Origin of the sequence: Streptomyces sp. NPDC051218 (assembly GCF_044455475.1) — a bacterium.
In the GTDB taxonomy this organism is placed as follows: Bacteria; Actinomycetota; Actinomycetes; order Streptomycetales; family Streptomycetaceae; genus Streptomyces.
Map to the genome: position 1 here is coordinate 395,149 of NZ_JBITEU010000005.1, position 18,778 is coordinate 413,926.

At 72.0% G+C, this 18,778-nt stretch carries 17 protein-coding genes; 3 read left to right on the forward strand and 14 right to left on the reverse strand.

The window, feature by feature from the left end:
• Positions 1-14: 14 nt before the first annotated feature.
• The 3 genes from ACIBCK_RS18065 to ACIBCK_RS18075 form a co-directional block, all read right to left on the reverse strand.
• Positions 15-1,454 carry a SulP family inorganic anion transporter gene (locus ACIBCK_RS18065; protein WP_399391532.1) on the reverse strand — a complete coding sequence of 480 codons (1,440 nt, stop codon included), beginning with the start codon at positions 1,452-1,454 and terminating at the stop codon, positions 15-17.
• 181 nt (positions 1,455-1,635) lie between these two features.
• Complete coding sequence (locus tag ACIBCK_RS18070) at positions 1,636-2,007, reverse strand: hypothetical protein (RefSeq protein ID WP_399391280.1); 372 nt, start codon at positions 2,005-2,007, stop codon at positions 1,636-1,638.
• Positions 2,008-2,176: 169 nt separating this feature from the next.
• Positions 2,177-3,613 carry a DHA2 family efflux MFS transporter permease subunit gene (locus ACIBCK_RS18075; protein ID WP_399391282.1) on the reverse strand — a complete coding sequence of 479 codons (1,437 nt, stop codon included), beginning with the start codon at positions 3,611-3,613 and terminating at the stop codon, positions 2,177-2,179.
• Between the two features lie 173 nt (positions 3,614-3,786).
• On the opposite strand from ACIBCK_RS18075, the gene ACIBCK_RS18080 reads away from it, so the two are divergent.
• Positions 3,787-4,449, forward strand: coding sequence for a TetR/AcrR family transcriptional regulator (locus tag ACIBCK_RS18080; RefSeq protein WP_399391283.1), 663 nt, complete (start codon positions 3,787-3,789; stop codon positions 4,447-4,449).
• A 50-nt stretch (positions 4,450-4,499) separates the two neighbouring features.
• Here the strand turns inward: ACIBCK_RS18080 and ACIBCK_RS18085 are convergent, their stop codons facing one another.
• The 8 genes from ACIBCK_RS18085 to ACIBCK_RS18120 form a co-directional block, all read right to left on the reverse strand.
• Positions 4,500-6,194 carry a serine/threonine-protein kinase gene (locus ACIBCK_RS18085; RefSeq protein WP_399391285.1) on the reverse strand — a complete coding sequence of 565 codons (1,695 nt, stop codon included), beginning with the start codon at positions 6,192-6,194 and terminating at the stop codon, positions 4,500-4,502.
• A gap of 79 nt (positions 6,195-6,273) precedes the next feature.
• A complete protein-coding gene (gene pcaD, locus ACIBCK_RS18090; protein WP_399391287.1) occupies positions 6,274-7,386 on the reverse strand; it encodes a 3-oxoadipate enol-lactonase in 1,113 nt (370 codons plus the stop codon).
• Positions 7,383-8,909, reverse strand: coding sequence for an adenylosuccinate lyase family protein (locus tag ACIBCK_RS18095; RefSeq protein ID WP_399391289.1), 1,527 nt, complete (start codon positions 8,907-8,909; stop codon positions 7,383-7,385). The genes pcaD and ACIBCK_RS18095 overlap by 4 nt, the downstream gene beginning before the upstream one ends.
• Entirely contained in the window at positions 8,906-9,460 is a 555-nt protein-coding gene (gene pcaG, locus ACIBCK_RS18100) for a protocatechuate 3,4-dioxygenase subunit alpha (protein WP_399391291.1), read from the reverse strand. Before pcaG ends, ACIBCK_RS18095 begins: the two co-directional genes overlap by 4 nt.
• Positions 9,460-10,185 (reverse strand): protocatechuate 3,4-dioxygenase subunit beta, encoded by a 726-nt coding sequence (gene pcaH / locus ACIBCK_RS18105; RefSeq protein ID WP_399391534.1) that lies wholly within the window; start codon positions 10,183-10,185, stop codon positions 9,460-9,462. Before pcaH ends, pcaG begins: the two co-directional genes overlap by 1 nt.
• A gap of 130 nt (positions 10,186-10,315) precedes the next feature.
• On the reverse strand, positions 10,316-11,518 hold the full coding sequence (locus ACIBCK_RS18110) for a thiolase family protein (RefSeq protein WP_399391536.1): 1,203 nt from the start codon (positions 11,516-11,518) through the stop codon (positions 10,316-10,318).
• A gap of 2 nt (positions 11,519-11,520) precedes the next feature.
• Positions 11,521-12,192 (reverse strand): CoA transferase subunit B, encoded by a 672-nt coding sequence (locus tag ACIBCK_RS18115; protein WP_399391293.1) that lies wholly within the window; start codon positions 12,190-12,192, stop codon positions 11,521-11,523.
• Positions 12,192-12,986 carry a CoA transferase subunit A gene (locus ACIBCK_RS18120; protein ID WP_399391295.1) on the reverse strand — a complete coding sequence of 265 codons (795 nt, stop codon included), beginning with the start codon at positions 12,984-12,986 and terminating at the stop codon, positions 12,192-12,194. Before ACIBCK_RS18120 ends, ACIBCK_RS18115 begins: the two co-directional genes overlap by 1 nt.
• Before the next feature lie 178 nt (positions 12,987-13,164).
• Between ACIBCK_RS18120 and ACIBCK_RS18125 the strand changes: the two genes are divergently transcribed.
• On the forward strand, positions 13,165-13,632 hold the full coding sequence (locus ACIBCK_RS18125; RefSeq protein ID WP_399391538.1) for a MarR family winged helix-turn-helix transcriptional regulator: 468 nt from the start codon (positions 13,165-13,167) through the stop codon (positions 13,630-13,632).
• A gap of 1 nt (position 13,633) precedes the next feature.
• Here ACIBCK_RS18125 and ACIBCK_RS18130 read toward each other — a convergent pair whose 3' ends face one another.
• The 3 genes from ACIBCK_RS18130 to ACIBCK_RS18140 all read right to left on the reverse strand — a co-directional run bounded on the left by ACIBCK_RS18130 (position 13,634) and on the right by ACIBCK_RS18140 (position 17,669).
• Positions 13,634-14,590 carry a DUF3048 domain-containing protein gene (locus ACIBCK_RS18130; RefSeq protein ID WP_399391296.1) on the reverse strand — a complete coding sequence of 319 codons (957 nt, stop codon included), beginning with the start codon at positions 14,588-14,590 and terminating at the stop codon, positions 13,634-13,636.
• Between the two features lie 41 nt (positions 14,591-14,631).
• Positions 14,632-16,425: an FAD-dependent oxidoreductase gene (locus tag ACIBCK_RS18135; protein WP_399391298.1), complete on the reverse strand. Its 1,794-nt coding sequence runs from the start codon at positions 16,423-16,425 to the stop codon at positions 14,632-14,634.
• A 182-nt stretch (positions 16,426-16,607) separates the two neighbouring features.
• Positions 16,608-17,669: an ATP-dependent DNA ligase gene (locus ACIBCK_RS18140; protein ID WP_399391300.1), complete on the reverse strand. Its 1,062-nt coding sequence runs from the start codon at positions 17,667-17,669 to the stop codon at positions 16,608-16,610.
• Positions 17,670-17,742: 73 nt separating this feature from the next.
• On the opposite strand from ACIBCK_RS18140, the gene ligD reads away from it, so the two are divergent.
• Positions 17,743-18,756, forward strand: a complete 1,014-nt coding sequence (ligD, locus tag ACIBCK_RS18145) for a non-homologous end-joining DNA ligase (protein ID WP_399391302.1) — start codon at positions 17,743-17,745, stop codon at positions 18,754-18,756.
• The last annotated feature ends 22 nt before the right edge of the window (positions 18,757-18,778 follow it).

Sequence of the window (18,778 nt, forward strand, 5' to 3'; positions counted from 1 at the left end):
GACCGCGCGGACCGTCAGGCCCCGGACGCCACCCGCACCGGATCCGTGCCCTCCGCGCTGTGCCGCGCCGCCCAGTTCTCCAGCGACGTACGGCACGCGTGGTCCAGATGCCACAGCCCCGTGAGTTCGAGCTCGATCGGGCGGTCCTGAGGCAGCGCCTCGAGCGAGTCGAGGAGCTTGGGGAGGCACAGGAACGTGGCTTGCCCCGACAGGTGGACGTGGACCGGGCCCGCGCCCTTGTCGACGACAGCCACGCGCACGCGTGGCGTCTCCCAGGCAATCTTTATGACGGCGAGGGCCAGCCCGATCAGGACCCCCTCGAACATGTTCACCGAAACGATCGCCACGGCCGTCACGACCAGGACGACGGCTTCACCGCGATGTTCGCGCCACAGCTTCGCCAACTGCCTGACGGGGATCAGCTTGCAGCCCGCGTGCACGAGGACTCCGGCCAGCGCGGCGACCGGGATGAGGCCGAGCGCGGCGGGCAGCAGCGCCGCGAAGAGGAGCAGCCAGACGCCGTGCAGGACGCGGGACGCCTTCGTCCGCGCGCCTGCCTGGACGTTGGTCGCGCTGCGGACGATGACGGCGGTCATCGGCAGGGCGCCGAGCAGGCCGCACACGGTGTTGCCCGCGCCTTGCGCGATGAGTTCCTTGTCGTACGACGTGCGCGGACCGTCGTGCATGCGGTCCACCGCGGCCGCGCTGAACAGGCTCTCCGCCGACGCGATGAGGGCGAACGCCAGGACGGTGCCCAAGGCGCCGAGGCTCATCAGACCCCCGAAGCCGGCGGCGTCCGGCATCCGCACCGCCTCGATGAGCCCCTGCACCTCTACGGTGGCCACCGGCAGGGAGAGGGACAGCGAGGCACCCGTGGCGAGCACGACGGCGCCGAGCTGCGCGGGCACCACGCGGAGCTTCGCGGGGAGCCTGTTCCAGAGCACGAGCACGGTGATCGTGCCCATGCCGAGCCCGAAGGCTGCGAAAGCGCGCTCCGAGCCGATCACCCCGGAGAGCATCCCCGGCAGCCCGGCGATCTTGTCGAGGCCGCTCGCAGGGGCTTCGCTGTCCGTCATGGCGTACAACTGCCCGGCAATCAGGACGAGTCCGATCCCGGCGAGCATGCCTTCGACGACGGCGACGGAGATGGCACGGAAGAAGCGGCCGAGGCGGAGGAAGCCCATGACCAGCTGGAGGATCCCGGCGACGAGCACGAGGGCGCCGAGCGCGGCGATGCCGTACTCCTGCACGGCCTCGTAGACGAGGACGGTGAGTCCCGCGGCGGGGCCGCTGACCTGGAGGCTGCTGCCGGGCAGCAGGCCGGTGACGAGACCCCCGACGATGCCGGTGATCAGGCCGAGTTCGGCGGGCACTCCGGAGGCGACGGCCACGCCCAGGCACAGGGGCAGGGCGACGAGAAAGACGACTACGGAGGCCGCGACATCGTGCCGCATGCCGTGGGATGCCGTGAACAGCGAGCGGGCGCGGTCGAGCGGGGAGACAGGTGGATGCTGCATGTCGGTTGACTCCTGAGCACCGTGGGGGCGCGTCGGTGTGACATGGACCGGTGTTCGGGTCCGGCCGACGGCGCGTCAGGCGTGGGGGCCCGACGGCATGGCCGTGCCGGGGACCCGATCAGCAGCGGAAGACCTGGAGGAGGGCCGGCAGTTCGCGGCCCGTTTGTCTCGTCCGGCGCAGAGCGACGGAAACCGGAGGGCACGCGCGCGTGCCGTCGTCCATGGACGCGTCCGTACGGGCGTGGAGTCGTGGTTCCGGGTCGGGGGTGGCGTCACGGCAGTGCGAGCGGCCGCGGGCCCGGAAGCGCTCGGATTCCTCCGGGTGCGCGTCACCGCCGCACTGGGCGTACGGCGCTGTGGCTGGTGGAGTACGGGATTCCACGGCGGACGCGGATTCGTTGATCCCGTGCGCGAAGAACTGGACGATCACCAGGAGCACGGCGATCAGCGCCGCGGGCAGCACCCGCCTGCGCACTCCGGCTCCCGTCACAGTGGCAAGTCCTCACGTGGCTGCGCAACTCGCATGGTCACCAAGTAACTTAACCGCCAGAAGTGTCACCGCGGTGTTCAGCTGGTGCCATGGCGTGAGAGCCACCCTTCGATCAGGCGTACGTGAGGAGGGTGCGCGGGCGGCGCGGCGCGGCCCCGCCCGGCGCAGGTCAGTGCACGTGTGGCCCCGCGGTCAGCAGCGGCTTTCCGCGCGGGACGAGTACGAACGTGGCGGCCGCGCTGACCACGGCGGCCACGGCGCACACGGTGAACGCGTCCGTGAAGCCGCCGGCGGTGCCGCGTTCGATCCCCGTGGCGGCGACCGTCGAGACCACGGCGACACCGATGGAGCCACCCACCTCGTGGAAGGTGTTGACCACGCCGGACGCGACGCCCGCCTCCTCGTGCGCGATGAATCCCAACGCGGTGGTGGTGGCCGCCACGAACACCGAGCCGAGTCCCAGGGCGGCGACGGACATCCCCAGGGCGACACTCGTCCACGCGTTGCCGGCCGGCCCGGCGCCGGTGAGCAGAGCGGTGCCGAGCCCCGCGAGCGCGAGCCCCGCGGCCGCCGTCGGCCGCGCCCCCCACCGGCCCACGACCCGCCCGCCGAGGTGTGCGCCGACCCCGGTGGCGACGGCCACCGGCAGGAACAGCACTCCGGTCCGCAGGGCGCTGTAGCCGCGTACCTCCTGGAGGAACACCGACCCCAGGAAGAACAGCGAGATCAGCAGCGCCGTGGCGACCAGCATCAGGTAGGAGCCCGCGACCACCGGACGGCGGCGCAGGACGGCCAGGTCGATCAACGGCGCACGCTGTGCGCGCTCGACGGCGGCGAAAGCCCCGTAGACAACCGCAGCCGCGGCCACCGGCGCCAGCGTCCGCAGGTCCGTCCAGCCTGTGTCGCCGGCCGCGACGAGGCCGTAGATGAGCGAGCCGGTGCCCGCCGTGACGAGCAGCGCGCCGGGGATGTCGAGGCGCGCGGGCCGGGGTGCGCGGGCGGGCACGACGGCGGGCAGGGCGAGCAGCAGGGCCACCCCGATGGGCACGTTGACGTAGAAGATCCACTCCCAGCCGGGGCCGTCGCTCAGGACGCCGCCGAGCAGGACCCCGATCGCGGCGCCCGCACCTCCGATCGCCGACCACACGCCGAGCGCGCGATGCCGGTCGCGGCCGTGGAAGGTCGTGGTGACGATCGCGAGGGCCGCGGGGGAGAGCAGCGCGGCCCCGATGCCCTGCGCGGTACGCCCCGCGAGGAGGGTCGCCGGGCCCGTGGCGAGGCCGGTCAGGAGCGAGGCGCCGGTGAAAAGGGCGAGGCCGCAGAGGAGGGTGCGGCGCGCCCCGAGGACGTCGGCGAGCCGCCCGCCGAGCAGCATGAGCCCGCCGAAGCAGAGCGTGTACGTCGTGACGACCCAGGTCAGCGCGGTGCGGCCGAGGTCGAGATCGGCGGCCATGCTCGGCAGCGCGACGTTCACGACCGTCACATCGAGCACCAGCATGAACTGGGCGGCGCACAGCAGTGCGAGCGCCAGCCATGGGCGTGGGCCCGCGGGTGGCGGCGCGGAGGCGTGCGGCGCGGCGTCCGGGGCCGGGTGGGCATGGGTCATGGCGGTTCCTTGGCAGGAGGGAGAAGGAGAGAGAAGGGAGGAGAAGGAGAGAGCACGAGAGAGGCGGGGTGACGGGAAGCAGGCACGGCGCCTGCTCCTCACGCTTCTGAACTGTACTGTCTAGTTCATGTGAACTCAACTGTTCAGTTCAGTTCGCTGGTAAAGTGCGACGCATGCGACGTGAGGGAAGCGGCGAGCCGAAGGCGGAAGGTACGGGCCCCACCGGGCCACGCGCGGAGCGCAAGCGCGAGGCGATCGTCCGGGCGGCCCGCTCGCTGTTCCTGCGTGAGGGATTCGGCGTCGGCGTGGACGCCATCGCGGCCGAGGCGGGCGTGTCCAAGGTGACCGTCTACAACCACTTCGGGAACAAGGAAGCCCTGTTCGTGGCGGTGATCGCGGGCGCGCTCGACGAACCCCTGGACGCCTCGTCATCGGTCGCCGCGCTCGACGGCCTCACCGAGGCGGACGACCTGCGCGAGGCGTTCCTGAACGTGGCCCGAGCATGGGTCGACGTCGTCCGCACCGACCAGGAGATGACGGCGCTGCGCCATCTCGTCGCCCGGGAGATCCACCGCTTCCCGTCGCTCGGCGAGGCGTGGGGGCAGCGCGGCCCGGAGGGTCATCACCCCGCGATCGCGGGCGCGTTGCGCGAACTTGCCGAGCGAGGGCGGCTCACCGTCCCGGACATGGAGACGGCGGTCATCCAGCTCTATTCCCTGCTGGTCTTCCCGCACCTGGTCTTCGGTTCCTACGGAACCGACATCAGCGACGACCTGACGGACCGTCTGATCGTCGCCGGTGTCGACATGTTCCTGGGGTACTACGCGGCCACGTAGCGGCACCGTGGCGACGCGCCCGCGCCCCCGGCGTCTAACGGGCCCGGCGTCTAGCGGGCCCGCCAGACCGTCATGTCCGCGGTCAGGAAGCTGAATCCGTCATCCGGCAGCGCGGTCGACTTCACCTGGACCACGAGCAGGGCGATGTCCCCGGAGGGGTTCTTCACGCAGATCTCGCTGCCCGCCGCCACCGCGGCGAGCGGGAGGTCGTGGCTCTCGGCGCCCTTGAGGGCGAGACGGCATGAATCGAGGGTGGCACCCGGCTTGCTGTACAGCATGGTGATCAGGCTCTTGTCGCTCTCCAGCGCGCACCTGCCCTGCCCGCAGACGAAGCGGATGTCGCCCTTGCGGTCCTTCCGGTCGACCGGCTCCCTGAGGCTCACGGAGTTCTTCTCGTCGAACCATTGCTGGGGGTACGCGATCGGGCGCGGCGGGGTGGACGCGGTCGAGGAGGACTTCGAGGTGGGGCGCGACGCGTCCGACGCCGCGTCGCCCTTCTCACCGGCGCCGGAGTCCGCACCGGTGGCTGACCGCTCACCGGCCCCTGACCCCGACGAGGACCCCGAACCGGACCCCGATGTGGTCCCCGACTCCGACCCCGAGGACCGTCCGGACGCACCCGAACCGGCCTGCGATGAGGTGCCCCGGAAGCGGAGGCCCGTCGCGTCCAGGACCGCCCACGTCAGGCCGAGCACCAGCAGCGCGCTCACCGTCATGATGCCCACGATGAGCGCGTTGCGTCTTCGGCGGGCCCGCCGCCCGTCCGGCCCCGTCGGCAGAGGCGGCCACTGCTGCGGCGGCGCGACCAAGGGCAGCGTGTGCACCGGAGTGGGGTGGGGCACCGGTGCGGGGACCGGGACCTCCGGCCCCGCGACGTCCCGCCAGAGCGCCAACCCCGCGCCCGCGTCGGTCTCCCGGCCCAGATGCCGGCGGCACCACTCGATGATCTCCGCGGGGGTGGCGCGCTCCGCCGGATCGGCGGCGAGGCACCTGGCGAACAGCGGACGGAGCTGCGCGGGCAGCAGGGACAGGTCGGGCTCCGAGTGCACGATCCGGTACAGCACGCTCACCGAGGGGCCGTCCCCGTACAGCGGCTCACCCAACGCCGCGAACGCCGCTGTCTGGCCGAGCGCGAAGACGTCGGTGGCCGGGGTGACCTCGCCCGCGGACGCCTGCTCGGGAGCCATGAACTGAGGCGTGCCGACGCTGGAGCCCGTGGCGGTGTACGCGGAAGTGGCCCCGGAGGTCAGCGAGATGCCGAAGTCGATCACGCGCGGCCCGTCGGCGGCCAGCAGCACGTTCGACGGCTTCAGGTCACGGTGCACGATCCCGGCGGCGTGGATGGCTTGCAGCGCCTCGGCGACCCCGGCCATCAGCCACAGCACCGCGGGCACCGGCAGCGGTCCGCGCCGGGCGACGGCCTCCGTGAGGGAGGGCCCCGGCACGTACACCGTGGCCAGCCAGGGCGGTACGCCGTCCGCGTCGGCGTCGATCAGCTCGGCCGTATAGGCGCCACGTACGCGCCGGGCCGCCTTTATCTCCCGGCCGAACCGCCGCCGGAAAGCCGGGTCGTCGGCGAGCTCCGGCCGCACCACCTTGATCGCGACCGGTCGGCCGCCCTGGGTGTGCGACAGATAGACGCGGCCCATGCCTCCCGCGCCCAGCCGGGCCGCGAGGCGGTACCCGGCCACCACAGGCGGGTCCTCCGCCCGCAACGGCTGGAACACCTCAGACGCGTCGTTCATCGCCCTTTGCCCCCCTGTTCTCCCCAGAACCCCTGATCCCCCTGATCAGAGCAGCAGCCTAAAGGGTCCGGGGCGGCCCCTACTCCTCGGCGAGAACGCGCTGTGCCACCGCGAACGCGGAATTGGCGGCGGGCACACCGCAGTAGACGGCCGTCTGGAGCAGCACCGCGCCGATCTCCTCGGGCGTGAGCCCATTGCGGCGGGCCGCCCGCACATGCATGGCCAGCTCGTCGTAGTGCCCGTGCGCGACCAGGGCCGTCATGGTGATCATGCTGCGTTCGCGGTGCGCGAGGGTGGGGTCGGTCCAGATCTCGCCCCAGGCGTAGCGGGAGATGAAGTCCTGGAAGCGGGCAGTGAAGGGCGTGGTGTTCGCCTGCGCGCGGTCCACGTGGGCGTCCCCGAGGACTGCCCGGCGTACGGCCGTCCCGCTCGTCGCCGCCCCCGTCAAGTGCGTGCGCAACGCGGCGGTCACGGCCTCCGGGCGTTCGGCCGGCGCCAGATGTGACGCGCCCGCCAGCTCCGTGAGGGAGGCGCCCGGCACCCCATCGGCGATCTCGCGCGCGTGGGCGGGCGGCGTCGCCGGGTCCTCGCGGCCCGCGACGACGAGCGTCGGAGCGGTGATCTCCGCCAGCGACTCCCTGATGTCGTACGAGGCCAGCGCGTCGCAGCACGCGGCGTACGCGGCGGGGTCGGTGGTCCGGAGGTCGTCCACCAGGCGGGGGACCGTGAAGCCGGGGGTGAACCAGCGCTCCGGCGCACTCTCCGCGAGGCCGGCGAGCCCTTCGCGGCGTACGAGTGCGGCCCGCTCCTCCCAGCGCGCACTGCCGCCGAAGTGCGCCGAGGAGCAGATCACGGCGAGGCTCTCCACCCGCTCCGGGTGGTGCGCGGCCAGATGCAGGCCGACGGCGCCGCCGAGGGAGACGCCCGCGTACGCGAAGCGGTCGATGCCGAGGGAGTCGGCGAGCGCGATGACGAGGGAGGCCAGGTCGGCGACGGTCGCTCCCGGAGCGATCAGCTCGGCGGGGGACGTGCCGTGACCGGGCAGGTCCCAGCGTATGACCCGGTGGGTGGTGGAGAGTTCGGGCGCCACGGCGTCCCACAGGGCGGTGGAGGTGCCGACGGAGGAGCCGAGGAGAAGCGGGGGAGCGGTCGGGGCGCCCTCGGTGGTGTGGTGCGGCAGCTTGCTGGTCATCGTCGCTCCAGGGCTCGGTCCGTGAGGGCTCCCGCGGAGCCGGTGTAACGGGCGGGGTCGGTGAGTTCGGTGAGGTCCACGGTCTCCAGGCCGGGTTCTTCGGCGAGTACCTCCGCCAGGGTCCTGCCCTCGTCGCGGGTGCGGCGGGCCGCCGACGTGAGGAGCTCCTTCGCGCGGGCCCGGCCCAGGAGAGGTGTCAGCGCGGCGGTGAGGCGCTCGGAGACGATCAACCCGTGGGTGAGAGCGAGGTGTTCGCGCATCGCCTCCGGGTGCACCCGGAGGTTCTCGGTGAGCTCCGCCGCGTGGTGGCTCGCCCCGCCGACCGTGCGCAGGAGGTCCCGCAGTGGCTCCCACTCCGCGTGCCAGGCGCCTGCCGGGCGTTCGTCCTCCGCGGCCATCGACGCGTGGAGTGCCGCCGCCAGGGCGGGGGCACGGCGGGCGGCGGCGGCGACGAGCGTGGAGTGCACGGGGTTCGCCTTGTGGGGCATGGCGGATGAGCCGCCGCCAGCACCCTCGGTGACTTCGGCGAGCTCCGTGCGGCTGAGCGTGAGGACGTCCACGGCCACCTTGCCGAGGGCCCCGGCGGTGAAGGCGAGGACTCCGGCGAGGTCGGCCACCGGGGTGCGGAGGGTGTGCCAGGGGAGGGTGGGTTCGGCCAGCCGCAGTTCCCGGGCGTAGACGGCGACGAGCATCTCCCCGTGGTCGCTTTCCGTCGGGGGAGTGGCGGCCGGGGGTGCGTCGACCGGGGACGCTTCGGCTGAGGGCGAGTTGGGCGGGGAAGTCTCGGACGGGGTGGCCCATGCGTGGTCCGGCGACGCGCCCGCCGAAGAGGCACCCGAAGAGGCCCCCGCAGAAGCTCCGGCCGAGCCCGCCCACGCCGCGCCCTCGTCGGCCGCGTACGCCCCGAAGGCCGCCAACGTGCCTGCCGCGCCACCCAGTTGGGCCGGGAGCGAGCCGCGCACCGCGCGCACCCTGTCCCGCGCGTCGAGGACCAGCGCCCGCCAGCCTGCCGCCTTCAGGCCGAAGGTCGTCGGGACCGCGTGCTGCGTCAGAGTGCGGCCCGGCAGCACCGTGTCCCGGTGTTCCGCCGCGAGGCGGGCCAGCGCCGCCTCCGTGCGGGTCAGGTCCGCAAGGACCAGGTCGAGCGTACGCCGCGCGATCAGCATCATCGCGGTGTCCATGATGTCCTGGCTCGTCGCCCCCCGGTGGACGTACGGCGCCGCCTCCGCGGGCACCGCCGCCGTCAGGTCCGCGACCAGCGGGATCACCGGATTGCCGCCGGCACGAGCGCGGAGAGCCAGCTCTCGTACGTCGAAGCGCCCCGCATCGACCGCCGCGCTGACGGCCGTTGCCGCCGCCTCCGGGGCCAGACCCACTTCGGCCTGGGCCCGCGTCAGTGCGGCCTCCGCCGCCAGCATGGCCTGAAGGAAGGCGGTGTCGCCCGTCGCGGTCTCGGCCGGTGAGCCCGCCCGCCCGGGGGCGAGCAGGCCGACGTCGAAACAGCCGGAATGGTCAACACTCACTGGAACTCCAGGAACACCGTTTCGCCCTCGCCCTGAAGGCGGATGTCGAAACGGTACGTGTGGCTCGCCTCGGGGCGCGCGACCAGCGTCATACGCCGCGCCGGTTCGAGGGAGCCGAGGAGCGGGTCGCCGGGCTCGTCGACCAGGTAGGCCCGCGTGTACAGGTGATGGAGCAGACCGCGCGCGAAGACCGCGATCGCGACGTACGAGACGCCGCCCGGCGGGAGCGTACGGACCGTCCAGTGTCCGTCCGCGTCGGTCGGGACGCGGCCGAACCCGGTGAACGCGACGCCGTCACGGCCGACGACCTCGCCCGTGACCGGGTCGTGCCGCAGTGAACCCGGCGCACCCGTGCGGGAGCCGTCGGGCGCGGGCTGCCAGGTCTCGATGAGCGCGTCGGGCACGGGGTTTCCCGCGCCGTCGTACACATACCCGTGCAGGGTGATCGTGTCCGGGTGGCCGGCCGGCGCGACCTCGCCGCCCCGCGGGAAGGGCAGCGCGTAGCCGTAGAAGGGGCCCACCGTCTGGGAGGGGGTCGGAGCGTACGACATCAGTGGTGGTCGCCTTCCTCGAAGAGCGTCGCGGCGGGACCGTCGAGCACGATGTCCCAGCGGTAGCCGAGCGACCACTCGGGGGCGGAGAGATCGTGGTCGTAGGCGGAGACCAGGCGCTTGCGCGCCGACTCGTCGGTGACCGAGCGTAGGACCGGGTCGTACGGGAAAAGCGGATCGCCCGGGAAGTACATCTGCGTCACCAGGCGCTGCGTGAAGGCCGTGCCGAAGACCGAGAAGTGGATGTGTGCGGGGCGCCACGCGTTGACGTGGTTGCGCCACGGGTAGGCGCCCGGCTTGATGGTCGTGAAGGAGTACGTTCCTTCGTCGTCGGTCAGGCAGCGGCCGAAGCCCGTGAAGTTCGGGTCGAGAGGCGCCGGGTGCTGGTCCAGCTGGTGGGCGTACCTGCCGGATGCGTTGGCCTGCCACAGCTCGACCAACTGGCCGCGCACGGGCCGCCCTTCGCGGTCCAGGACGCGGCCGGATACGGTGATCCGCTCGCCGAGCGGCTCGCCCAGGTGCTGGCGCGTCAGGTCGCGGTCGAGCGCCGTGATGTCGGTGACGCCGAACGCGGGGCCGCTCAGTTCCACCGCCTCCGGGTCGCGCAGCGGGATCAGCGGCTGCTTGGGGTGGCGGAAGTGGCTGCTGCGGTACGGGGGATAGTCGCGCGGCGGGTGATCGGCGGGCGCCGCGGCGGCCTGCGCCTTGGCGACCTCGGTGTCCATCTCCTGCTGGCTCAGCCCGTCGGGCAGGGGTTCGGTGAGGGGCATGTCTGTCGGCTCCGTGAGTCCGTGAGTCCGTGAGTACGGCGTGCTGCGGGGTGGGGCTGGGGGCTGGGGGGCTGGGGGCTGTGCGTCAGCGTTCGAGGACCAGGGCCAGGCCCTGCCCGACGCCGATGCAGAGGGTGGCGACGCCCGTACCCGAGCCGCGCCGGGCGAGCTGGTGGGCGACGGTCCCGGCGAGCCGCGCACCGGACGCGCCGAGTGGATGGCCGAGCGCGATGGCGCCGCCCTGCGGGTTCAGGACCTCAGGGTCGAGGTCGGGCCATTCGGCCACGCACCCCAACACCTGTGCCGCGAAAGCCTCGTTCAGCTCCAGCGTGCTCAGCTCACCGAAGGACCGGCCCGCCTTGGCGAGGGCGCGGTGGACGGCCTCGACCGGCGCGAGGCCGAAGTAGTGCGGCTCGGTCGCGGAGACGGCGGACGCCGAGACGCGGGCCAGCGGCTCGCGGCCCGTCGCCGCCAGGCCTTCGTCGTCGACCAGGAGCAGCGCGGCGGCGCCGTCGTTGAGCGGCGACGCGTTGCCGGGTGTGACCGTGCCACCCGGGGTGCGGAAGGACGGCTTGAGCTTGCCCATCGCCTCCAGGGATGCGTCGGCGCGTACGCACTCGTCGCGCTCGAAGAGGACGGGCTCGCCCTTGCGCCGGGGGACGGCGACCGGCGCGATCTCCGCGTCGAAGAGACCGTTCTGCTGCGCGGCGGCCGCTTTCTGATGACTGCTCAGGGCGTACGCGTCCTGCTGTTCGCGCGTGATCCCGTGCTTGTCCGCGATGAGTTCGGCGCTCTCGCCCAGCGGGACCGTCCACTGCGGCTCCATCCTCGGGTTGACCATGCGCCAGCCCAGAGTGGTGGAGTACAGCTCGGTGTGTCCGGCGGGGAACGGGCTCTCGCTCTTCGGCAGCACGTAGGGGGCGCGGGTCATCGACTCGACCCCGCCGGCCAGGGCGATGGAGACGTCACCGAGCGCGATGGCCCGCGCGGCCTGGATGACGGCTTCGAGCCCGGAGGCGCAGAGCCGGTTGACGGTCACACCCGGCACCGTCACGGGCAGACCCGCGAGCAGGGCGGCCATGCGGCCGACGTTGCGGTTCTCCTCGCCCGCGCCGTTGGCGTTGCCGAAGTAGACGTCGCCGATCCGGGCCGGGTCCAAGTCCGGTGTACGGGACAGGAGTTCGCGGATCGCGTGGGCGCCGAGGTCGTCAGGGCGGACGCTCGCCAGCGCGCCGTTGTACTTGCCGACGGGGGTGCGTACGGCATCGACGATGTAGACGTCACGCAGGGTCATGACGGGGTTCCTTCGGAGATCTCGGCGGAAAAGGCTTCGGGCACCCGGACCCTGGCCGCTGTCTTGGCGGTGATCTCCCCGGGAGTGACGCCGGGTGCCAACTCCACAAGCTCCAGGCCGGTTTCGGTGACGTCCAGGACGCCGAGATCCGTGATGATCCGGTTCACGCAGCCTCTGCCGGTCAGCGGCAGCGCGCACTCGTCGAGGATCTTGGGTGAGCCGTCCTTGGCGGTGTGCGTCATCGCCACGATCACCGTGCGCGCACCGTGCACCAGGTCCATCGCCCCGCCGATCCCCGTGATCATCTTGCCGGGGATCGCCCAGTTGGCCAGGTCCCCGCACTCGGACACCTGCATGGCGCCGAGCACCGCGACGTCGATGTGACCGCCGCGGATCATCCCGAAGGACAGCGCGGAGTCGAAGTACGAGGCGCCGGGGCGGACGGTGACCGTCTCCTTGCCCGCGTTGATCAGATCCGGGTCCACCTCGGCGTCCGTGGGGTATCGGCCCACGCCGAGGATGCCGTTCTCGGACTCCAGGACCACCTCGACGCCCTCGGGGAGGTAGTTGGGGATGAGGGTGGGCAGTCCGATGCCCAGGTTCACGTACTGGCCGTCGCGCAGTTCGCGTGCGGCGCGTGCGGCCATCTGCTCGCGGGTCCAGGCCATCAGCCGCTCACCGTTCCTTGCGCGTCGGGCTGATCCTCGGGCGCGGAGACCGTGCGCCTCTCGATCTGCTTGTCGGTGGCCTGCTCGGCTGTGAGCTCGACGACCCGCTGGACGTAGATCCCCGGCAGATGCACCGCGTCGGGGTCGATCTCGCCCGGCTCGACCAGCTGCTCCACCTCGGCGATCGTGACCCGTCCGGCCATCGCGGCCAGGGGGTTGAAGTTGCGGGTGGACTTGTTGAACACGAGGTTCCCGTGCCGGTCGCCCTTGGCGGCCCGTACCAGCGCGAAGTCGGTCCTGATGCCGCGCTCCAGGACGTACTCCTGCCCGTCGAACTCCCGCACCTCCTTGGCCGGCGAGGCGAGCGCCACCCCGCCCGAGCCGTCGTAACGCCAGGGCAGTCCGCCGTCGGCGACCTGCGTGCCCACTCCGGCAGGCGTGTAGAACGCGGGAATCCCGCACCCTCCCGCGCGCAGCCGCTCGGCGAGCGTCCCCTGCGGGATCATCTCCACCTCCAGCTCGCCGCCCAGGTACTGGCGGGCGAACTCCTTGTTGGCGCCGATGTACGAACCGGTCACCCGCGCGATCCGGCCCGCCGAGAGCAGTACGGCAAGGCCCGACTCCATCGCCCCGCAGTTGTTGGACACCACCCGCAGGCCCGACACCCCGACCTCGTACAGCGCCCCGATCAGCACGCCGGGCACACCGCTCAGCCCGAACCCGCCCACCGCCAGGGATGAACCGTCCCCCACGTCGGCCACCGCGTCGGCGGCCGAGGCCACCACCTTGTCCATCCGTCGAGCCCCATCTCTTCCAGGCCTTCGATGCCCTGCCAATTAATCAGGGCACTGACTATTTCTACGAGGTGGAACGTACGCTGCCACTCGTTACCTGGGCCGTCAAGAGCGAGTAGTGTTCAGTGCACCTACAGAAATCGCAGGCCCGAACAGGCTCAAGGCAGTGGAGGAACTCATGGCCGCGGTGGACCTGACCACCCACCCCGGGCACCTGGCCCGGCGGCTGCAGCAGGCGCACTACCTGCTGTGGAACACGATGGTCTCCGAGGAGATCACCTCGCCGCAGTTCGCGGTCCTGAACGCGCTCGTCGCCGAGCCCGGACTCGACCAGCGCACCGTCGGCGAGCGGGTCGGCCTCGACCGGTCGACCATCGCGGAGGTCATCAGCCGCCTGATGCGCCGCGAGCTGCTCGACAAGGTCCGTGACCCGCAGGACGGCCGCCGGTATCTGCTGCACCTCACCGACGAGGGCAGGCGCACCCACCGCAAGCTGACCGTGCGCACGGCCCGGATGAACCAGGTCTTCCTCGGGCCGCTCTCCGCGGCCGAGCAGACCGTGTTCTTCGACCTCATCCAGCGGGTCTCGGACGCGGCAGAGGGTCTGCGCCATCCCGCGGAGGCCGTCGCCGCCCCCCGGGCCTGAGTCACGCCTTCGCGTACACCACCCACACCTGGCCCTTGGCGAACGGCAGTTGAGCGCCGCCGTCCGCCGTCGTGAACTCCGTGCCGTCCTGCGGCAACGGCCGCTCCCAGCGCGCCTCGTAGGCACGGCCGTCCCGCAGGACCCGCGCCTTCCCCGAACCGACGGTCTCGGTGAGCGGCGTGTTGTTGCCCGAGCGGTCGTGGAAGCGGGACTCGCGCACCTTCACGTACTGCACGACGACGGTCGACGCGGCCAGCGTCCCGCCGTCGGTGGTGCGGGCCCGCTCGCCGTCCATGGAGACCAGCCAGCGCTCCCGCTCCGCGGACCAGGTGAAGGTGAACCGCGCCGCCGGGAATCGGACGGTCGCCTCACGTTCCGGGGTGCCGCCCTTCGGACGCGGGCCGAAGCGGAAGCCCGTGCTCTCCAGGCCGCCATCGCCCGGATCGGCGTCCAGCGCCTTCGGGCGTACGAAGAGGTTGTGCGGTGCGGCCTTGTCACCGCCCCGGAAGTAGGCGTCGCCCGGCGCCTTGCCGGGGGACAGCTGCCGCAGGGGAGCCGCCGAGATCAGCGGCAGGAGCTTCGACTGTGCCCCGGAGAACACGAGAGCCGGATCGTCGAACTGCCGCAGCAGCTCCAGATCCGTCTCCCGCGCGCTGCGCACCGGCCCGACGGCCGGCGGCAGCCTGCCCGCGTACACCGCCATCAGGCGGCTCAGCCCCGCCTCGACCTGCTCCGCGTACACGACGTCGGCCGCCTCCAGGCCCGTCTGGGGGCGCGCCGGGCGTACGTTGTCGATCTTCACGGCGAGTACGCGGCCACCGTCCGACGGCGGGTTCCCGTCGGCACCGCCGGTCTTGCTCAGGGTGCAGCCGGGCGCCAGGGCCAGGGCGGCGACGGCCGCCACCGCCGCCACCCTGGTGTGTCGCTTCCGTGTCCCTGCCCCAGTCCGCGTTCCCATGCAGGCTTCCTACCCCGTACGCCCCTGCTCTCCCCCTCCACTCAACCCAGATCGAGGGCGTTGCGCAGGCCGAGCCGGTAGCGGGTGCGGTCGTGGCGCTTGAGGAGCTCGATCGCGGGGGCGCGGAACAGGGAGGCCACCGTGCAGGGCTCGGCATCCGAACCGACCCTCTCCAGAAGGGCGTTCACCGCCTGGCGTGCCGACGTGTTGGCGCCCTCCATCGTCGCGAGGTCGATCGGCACGGCTACGTAGTCGCCCGCCAGATAGAGGTTGGGGATCTTCGTAACGGCGGACGGGCGGTTGTGCAGGGTGCCGACCGGGTGGATGAGCAGCTCGTCCTCGTTGGTCGGGTTCGGCGTCCCGAGGCCGTCGACCCCGGGGTCCAGGAACCACGAGTGCAGCTTGCTGTCGCTCAGGACCACCTTGCCGGTGTCGTTGAGCGCGGCCTTGAGCTGCGCCCACACCTCCTTGGCGACCTCGTCGCGCGTACACTGCTTGGCCGTCCTGCCGTAGAGGATCCCCGGCTTGTCCCACTCGGAGATGTCCACGGAGAGGCAGTCGACCGCCACGCCGTCCCCGTAGTCGGCGGGGAAGTCACGGTCCGGCCAGTGGCCCGCCTGGGCGATGCCGGTGAGGGACCAGGGCGAGTCGATGAGGTTGAAGTGGCCTTTCACCACCGGCGGACGCTCCGTCAGATAGAACTGGATGCCTGTCATCCAGTCCGTCTCCAGCTTGTCGCACCGCGCCAACTGAGGGTCGGCCGCCTTCAGTTCGGCGCTCCACGTCCTGCGTGCATGTTCCACCGGCATGGCCTGGACGTACTGATCGGCGGTGATGTCACGGCGTACGCCGTCGGGGTCCTCGATGACGGCCTTGGTGATGCGGCCGCCCGCGAAGCCCAATTGGCGCACGCTCCAGCCGATCTTGAACTCCACGCCCAGGGACGTCAGATGGGTCACCCAGGGGTCGATCCACGCCTCGTTCGTCGGCGCGTCGAGCAGCCGGTCCGGCGGGCCGTCCGCGCCCTGGCCGAGCGCGTTGAAGACGAACGCCTCGCCGAGTGTGCCGACGGTGCGGGTGCTCGCCTCCTCGGCCTTGGTCGCGACGATGTTGCGGGTGACGCCGATCGCGAGGATGCGCTGGTAGTCCTTGGACATCTTCGCGGCGCGCACGAACTCCCACCAGGGTGTCGACTCCCAGGTGTCGTCACGGCGTTCGTCGCAGCTGGTGAGGAAGACCAGGGCCCGGTTCACGAAGTACGCGACCTCGTGCGCGGGCAGGTTGAAGGCGGTGTCGAGGAGCGCGGTCAGCGCCCGCGCGATGTCGTCCAGGCTGCACTTCTCCGGCTCGCTGCCCGGCCATGGGATCGGCATCCGGATGTCCTCGCGCCCGGTGCGCGCGAACGACATCTCGCGGGGCGCCGCGAGGTTGTCCCAGACGCCGTTGGCGTTCCCGGGGAAGGGGATGCGGCGCATCGTGTCCGGGAGGTTGTGGTAGATCCCCGGGATGAAGCGGAACCCGTGCTCGCCCGGCAGCGGCCTGCGGTTGCCCTTCGCGCTGTTCGGTACGTCCATGCTGCGGGCCTTGCCGCCCAGCGCCCTGCGTTCGTAGACCGTGACGGCGAAGCCGCGCTCGGCCAGTTCGTGCGCGGCGGTCAGGCCCGCGACGCCACCCCCGAGCACGGCCACGGACGTCTTCGCCGGATCCGCACGCGGGGCACGGTCGTCGGCTGCCGCCGGCAGCGCCCCCGCCCCCAGCGCCGCCACGCCGCCCGCCGCGGCGGCCCCCGCGACGAACGTCCGTCTCGTGCTGCCCGTAGCGCCCGAAAACCCCATGCCCCGGCCCCCTTACCGTAGGTAACTCCTGCATCAGGCGCAGGAGCTTACGGTCGGGGTCCTTGACGGGGAAGCGGCGTGAGGGCGCGGGCGCGAACATTGGCGCGATTGTGTTCTCGGCGGGGGGCGGGGCCGGGTCAGGGCCGGGGCGACGCCGGGTAAGGGCCGGGCCGGCGCCGGGGTCAGCGCAGTACGTCCGCCAGGTCGTAGCGGACCGGCTCCTCCAGCTGGGCGAACGTGCAGCTGTCGGGGGTGCGGTCCGGCCGCCAGGTGCGGAAGCGCGCGGTGTGCCGGAAGCGCTGCCCGTTCTCCATGTGGTCGTACGCCACCTCGCAGACGCTCTCGGGGCGCAGCGGCACCCAGGAGAGGTCCTTCTTGCCCGACCAGCGGCTCGGCGCCCCCGGCATCCGGGACGTCTCGTGCGCGGCCTCGTCCGCCCAGGCGGCCCAGGGATGGCCTTCGGGCGACTCCATCCGCAGCGGTTCGAGCTCGTCCACCAGCGCCGCGCGGCGTGCCATGGAGAACGCGGCGCAGACCCCGACGTGCTGCAGAGTGCCCGAGTCGTCGTGCAGGCCCAGCAGCAGCGAGCCGACGATGGGGCCGCTCTTGTGGAAGCGGTAGCCCGCGACCACGCAGTCCGCCGTGCGCTCGTGCTTGATCTTGAACATGAGGCGTTCGTTCTGCCGATAGCGCAGGTCGAGCGGTTTGGCGATGACGCCGTCCAGGCCCGCGCCCTCGTACTGCTCGAACCACTCCTGGGCCAGTTCGGGGTCCGTGGTGGCGGGCGCGAGGTGTACGGGGGCGCTCACCCCGTCCAGGGCCTCCGTCAGCCGTGCGCGGCGGTCGGTGAGGGGCGTGTCGAGGAGGGCCTCGTCGTCCAGGGCGAGCAGGTCGAAGGCCACGAAGGAGGACGGGGTCCGCTCGGCGAGCGTGCGCACCCGGGACGCGGCGGGGTGGATGCGCTCCGTGAGGGCGTCGAAGTCGAGCCGCCCGTCCCGTGCGATTACGATCTCGCCGTCCACGACGCAGCGCGCGGGCAGGCGCTCCAGCAGGGCCGCGGCCAGCTCCGGGAAATACCGGGTCAGCGGCTTGCCCGTACGGCTGCCGATCTCCAGATCAGCCCCGTCCCGGAAAACGATCGCGCGGAAGCCGTCCCACTTGGCCTCGTACTGCATGCCAGCCGGGATCCTCGCCACGGGTTTGGCGAGCATGGGCTTGACGGGGGGCATCACCGGCAGATCCATGGCTCGATTCTCTGCCCATGCGCCACTTTGTGCCCGGTATGCGCCTGTCGTCCATTGCGCCTAGCGTGGCCGCATGGGTGGAAGAGCGGTCGAGCTCGACGCGGGCGGGCGGACGGTGCGGTTGTCCAGCGCGGACAAGGTCGTCTTTCCGGAGCGGGGCTTCACCAAGCTGGACGTGGCCCAGTATTTCCTCGCGGTCGGCGACGGGATTGTCCGCGCCCTGCGGGAGCGCCCCACCACGCTCCAGCGCTTCCCGGACGGCGTCACCGGCGAGTTCTTCTACCAAAAGCGCGTTCCCAAGAACCATCCCGACTGGATCCCCACGGCCACCATCGCCTTCCCCAGCGGCCGCACGGCCGACGAGATGTGTCCCATGGAGGTCGCCGCGGTCATCTGGGCCGCCCAGTTCAACACGCTGACCTTCCACCCCTGGCCGGTACGGCGCGACGACCTCGACCACCCCGACGAACTCCGCATCGACCTGGACCCGCAGCCCGGCACGGACTACGCGGACGCGGTGCGCGCGGCGCATGAACTGCGCGCTCTGCTGGACGAGTTCGGCCTGAAGGGCTGGCCCAAGACGTCCGGCGGGCGCGGCCTGCACGTCTTCGTGCCGATCGAACCGCGGTGGGACTTCACCGGGGTGCGCCGGGCCGCGATCGCGGTCGGGCGCGAGCTGGAGCGCCGTATGCCGGACGCCGTCACGACCGCGTGGTGGAAGGAGGAGCGGGGAGCGAAGATCTTCGTCGACTACAACCAGACCGCCCGCGACCGCACCATCGCCTCCGCCTACTCCGTGCGCCCCCGTCCGCACGCCCCCGTGTCGGCGCCGTTGCGCTGGGACGAGGTCGACGACGCGGTGCCGGAGGACTTCGACATCGGCACCATGCCGGGGCGGTTCGCCCAGGTCGGCGACGTGCACGCGGACATGGAGAAGCACGCCTTCTCCTTGGAGTCACTCCTCGAACTCGCCGCCCAGGACGAACGGGACCACGGCCTCGGCGACCTGCCCTATCCGCCCGAGTACCCGAAGATGCCGGGCGAGCCGAAGCGGGTGCAGCCGAGCCGTGCCAGGCACGACGACTGACACCACCTGAACGCCGACGGCC

Coding starts and splice junctions, on each gene's coding strand:
- ACIBCK_RS18135 (WP_399391298.1), bottom strand. CDS start 16,425: ATGGGGTTTTCGGGCGCTACGGGCAGCACGAGACGGACGTTCGTCGCG.
- ACIBCK_RS18120 (WP_399391295.1), bottom strand. CDS start 12,986: ATGGACAAGGTGGTGGCCTCGGCCGCCGACGCGGTGGCCGACGTGGGG.
- ACIBCK_RS18125 (WP_399391538.1), top strand. CDS start 13,165: ATGGCCGCGGTGGACCTGACCACCCACCCCGGGCACCTGGCCCGGCGG.
- ACIBCK_RS18075 (WP_399391282.1), bottom strand. CDS start 3,613: ATGACCCATGCCCACCCGGCCCCGGACGCCGCGCCGCACGCCTCCGCG.
- pcaH (WP_399391534.1), bottom strand. CDS start 10,185: ATGGACACCGAGGTCGCCAAGGCGCAGGCCGCCGCGGCGCCCGCCGAT.
- ACIBCK_RS18115 (WP_399391293.1), bottom strand. CDS start 12,192: ATGGCCTGGACCCGCGAGCAGATGGCCGCACGCGCCGCACGCGAACTG.
- ACIBCK_RS18130 (WP_399391296.1), bottom strand. CDS start 14,590: ATGGGAACGCGGACTGGGGCAGGGACACGGAAGCGACACACCAGGGTG.
- ligD (WP_399391302.1), top strand. CDS start 17,743: ATGGGTGGAAGAGCGGTCGAGCTCGACGCGGGCGGGCGGACGGTGCGG.
- pcaG (WP_399391291.1), bottom strand. CDS start 9,460: ATGTCGTACGCTCCGACCCCCTCCCAGACGGTGGGCCCCTTCTACGGC.
- pcaD (WP_399391287.1), bottom strand. CDS start 7,386: ATGACCAGCAAGCTGCCGCACCACACCACCGAGGGCGCCCCGACCGCT.
- ACIBCK_RS18065 (WP_399391532.1), bottom strand. CDS start 1,454: ATGCGGCACGATGTCGCGGCCTCCGTAGTCGTCTTTCTCGTCGCCCTG.
- ACIBCK_RS18080 (WP_399391283.1), top strand. CDS start 3,787: ATGCGACGTGAGGGAAGCGGCGAGCCGAAGGCGGAAGGTACGGGCCCC.
- ACIBCK_RS18140 (WP_399391300.1), bottom strand. CDS start 17,669: ATGGATCTGCCGGTGATGCCCCCCGTCAAGCCCATGCTCGCCAAACCC.
- ACIBCK_RS18085 (WP_399391285.1), bottom strand. CDS start 6,194: ATGAACGACGCGTCTGAGGTGTTCCAGCCGTTGCGGGCGGAGGACCCG.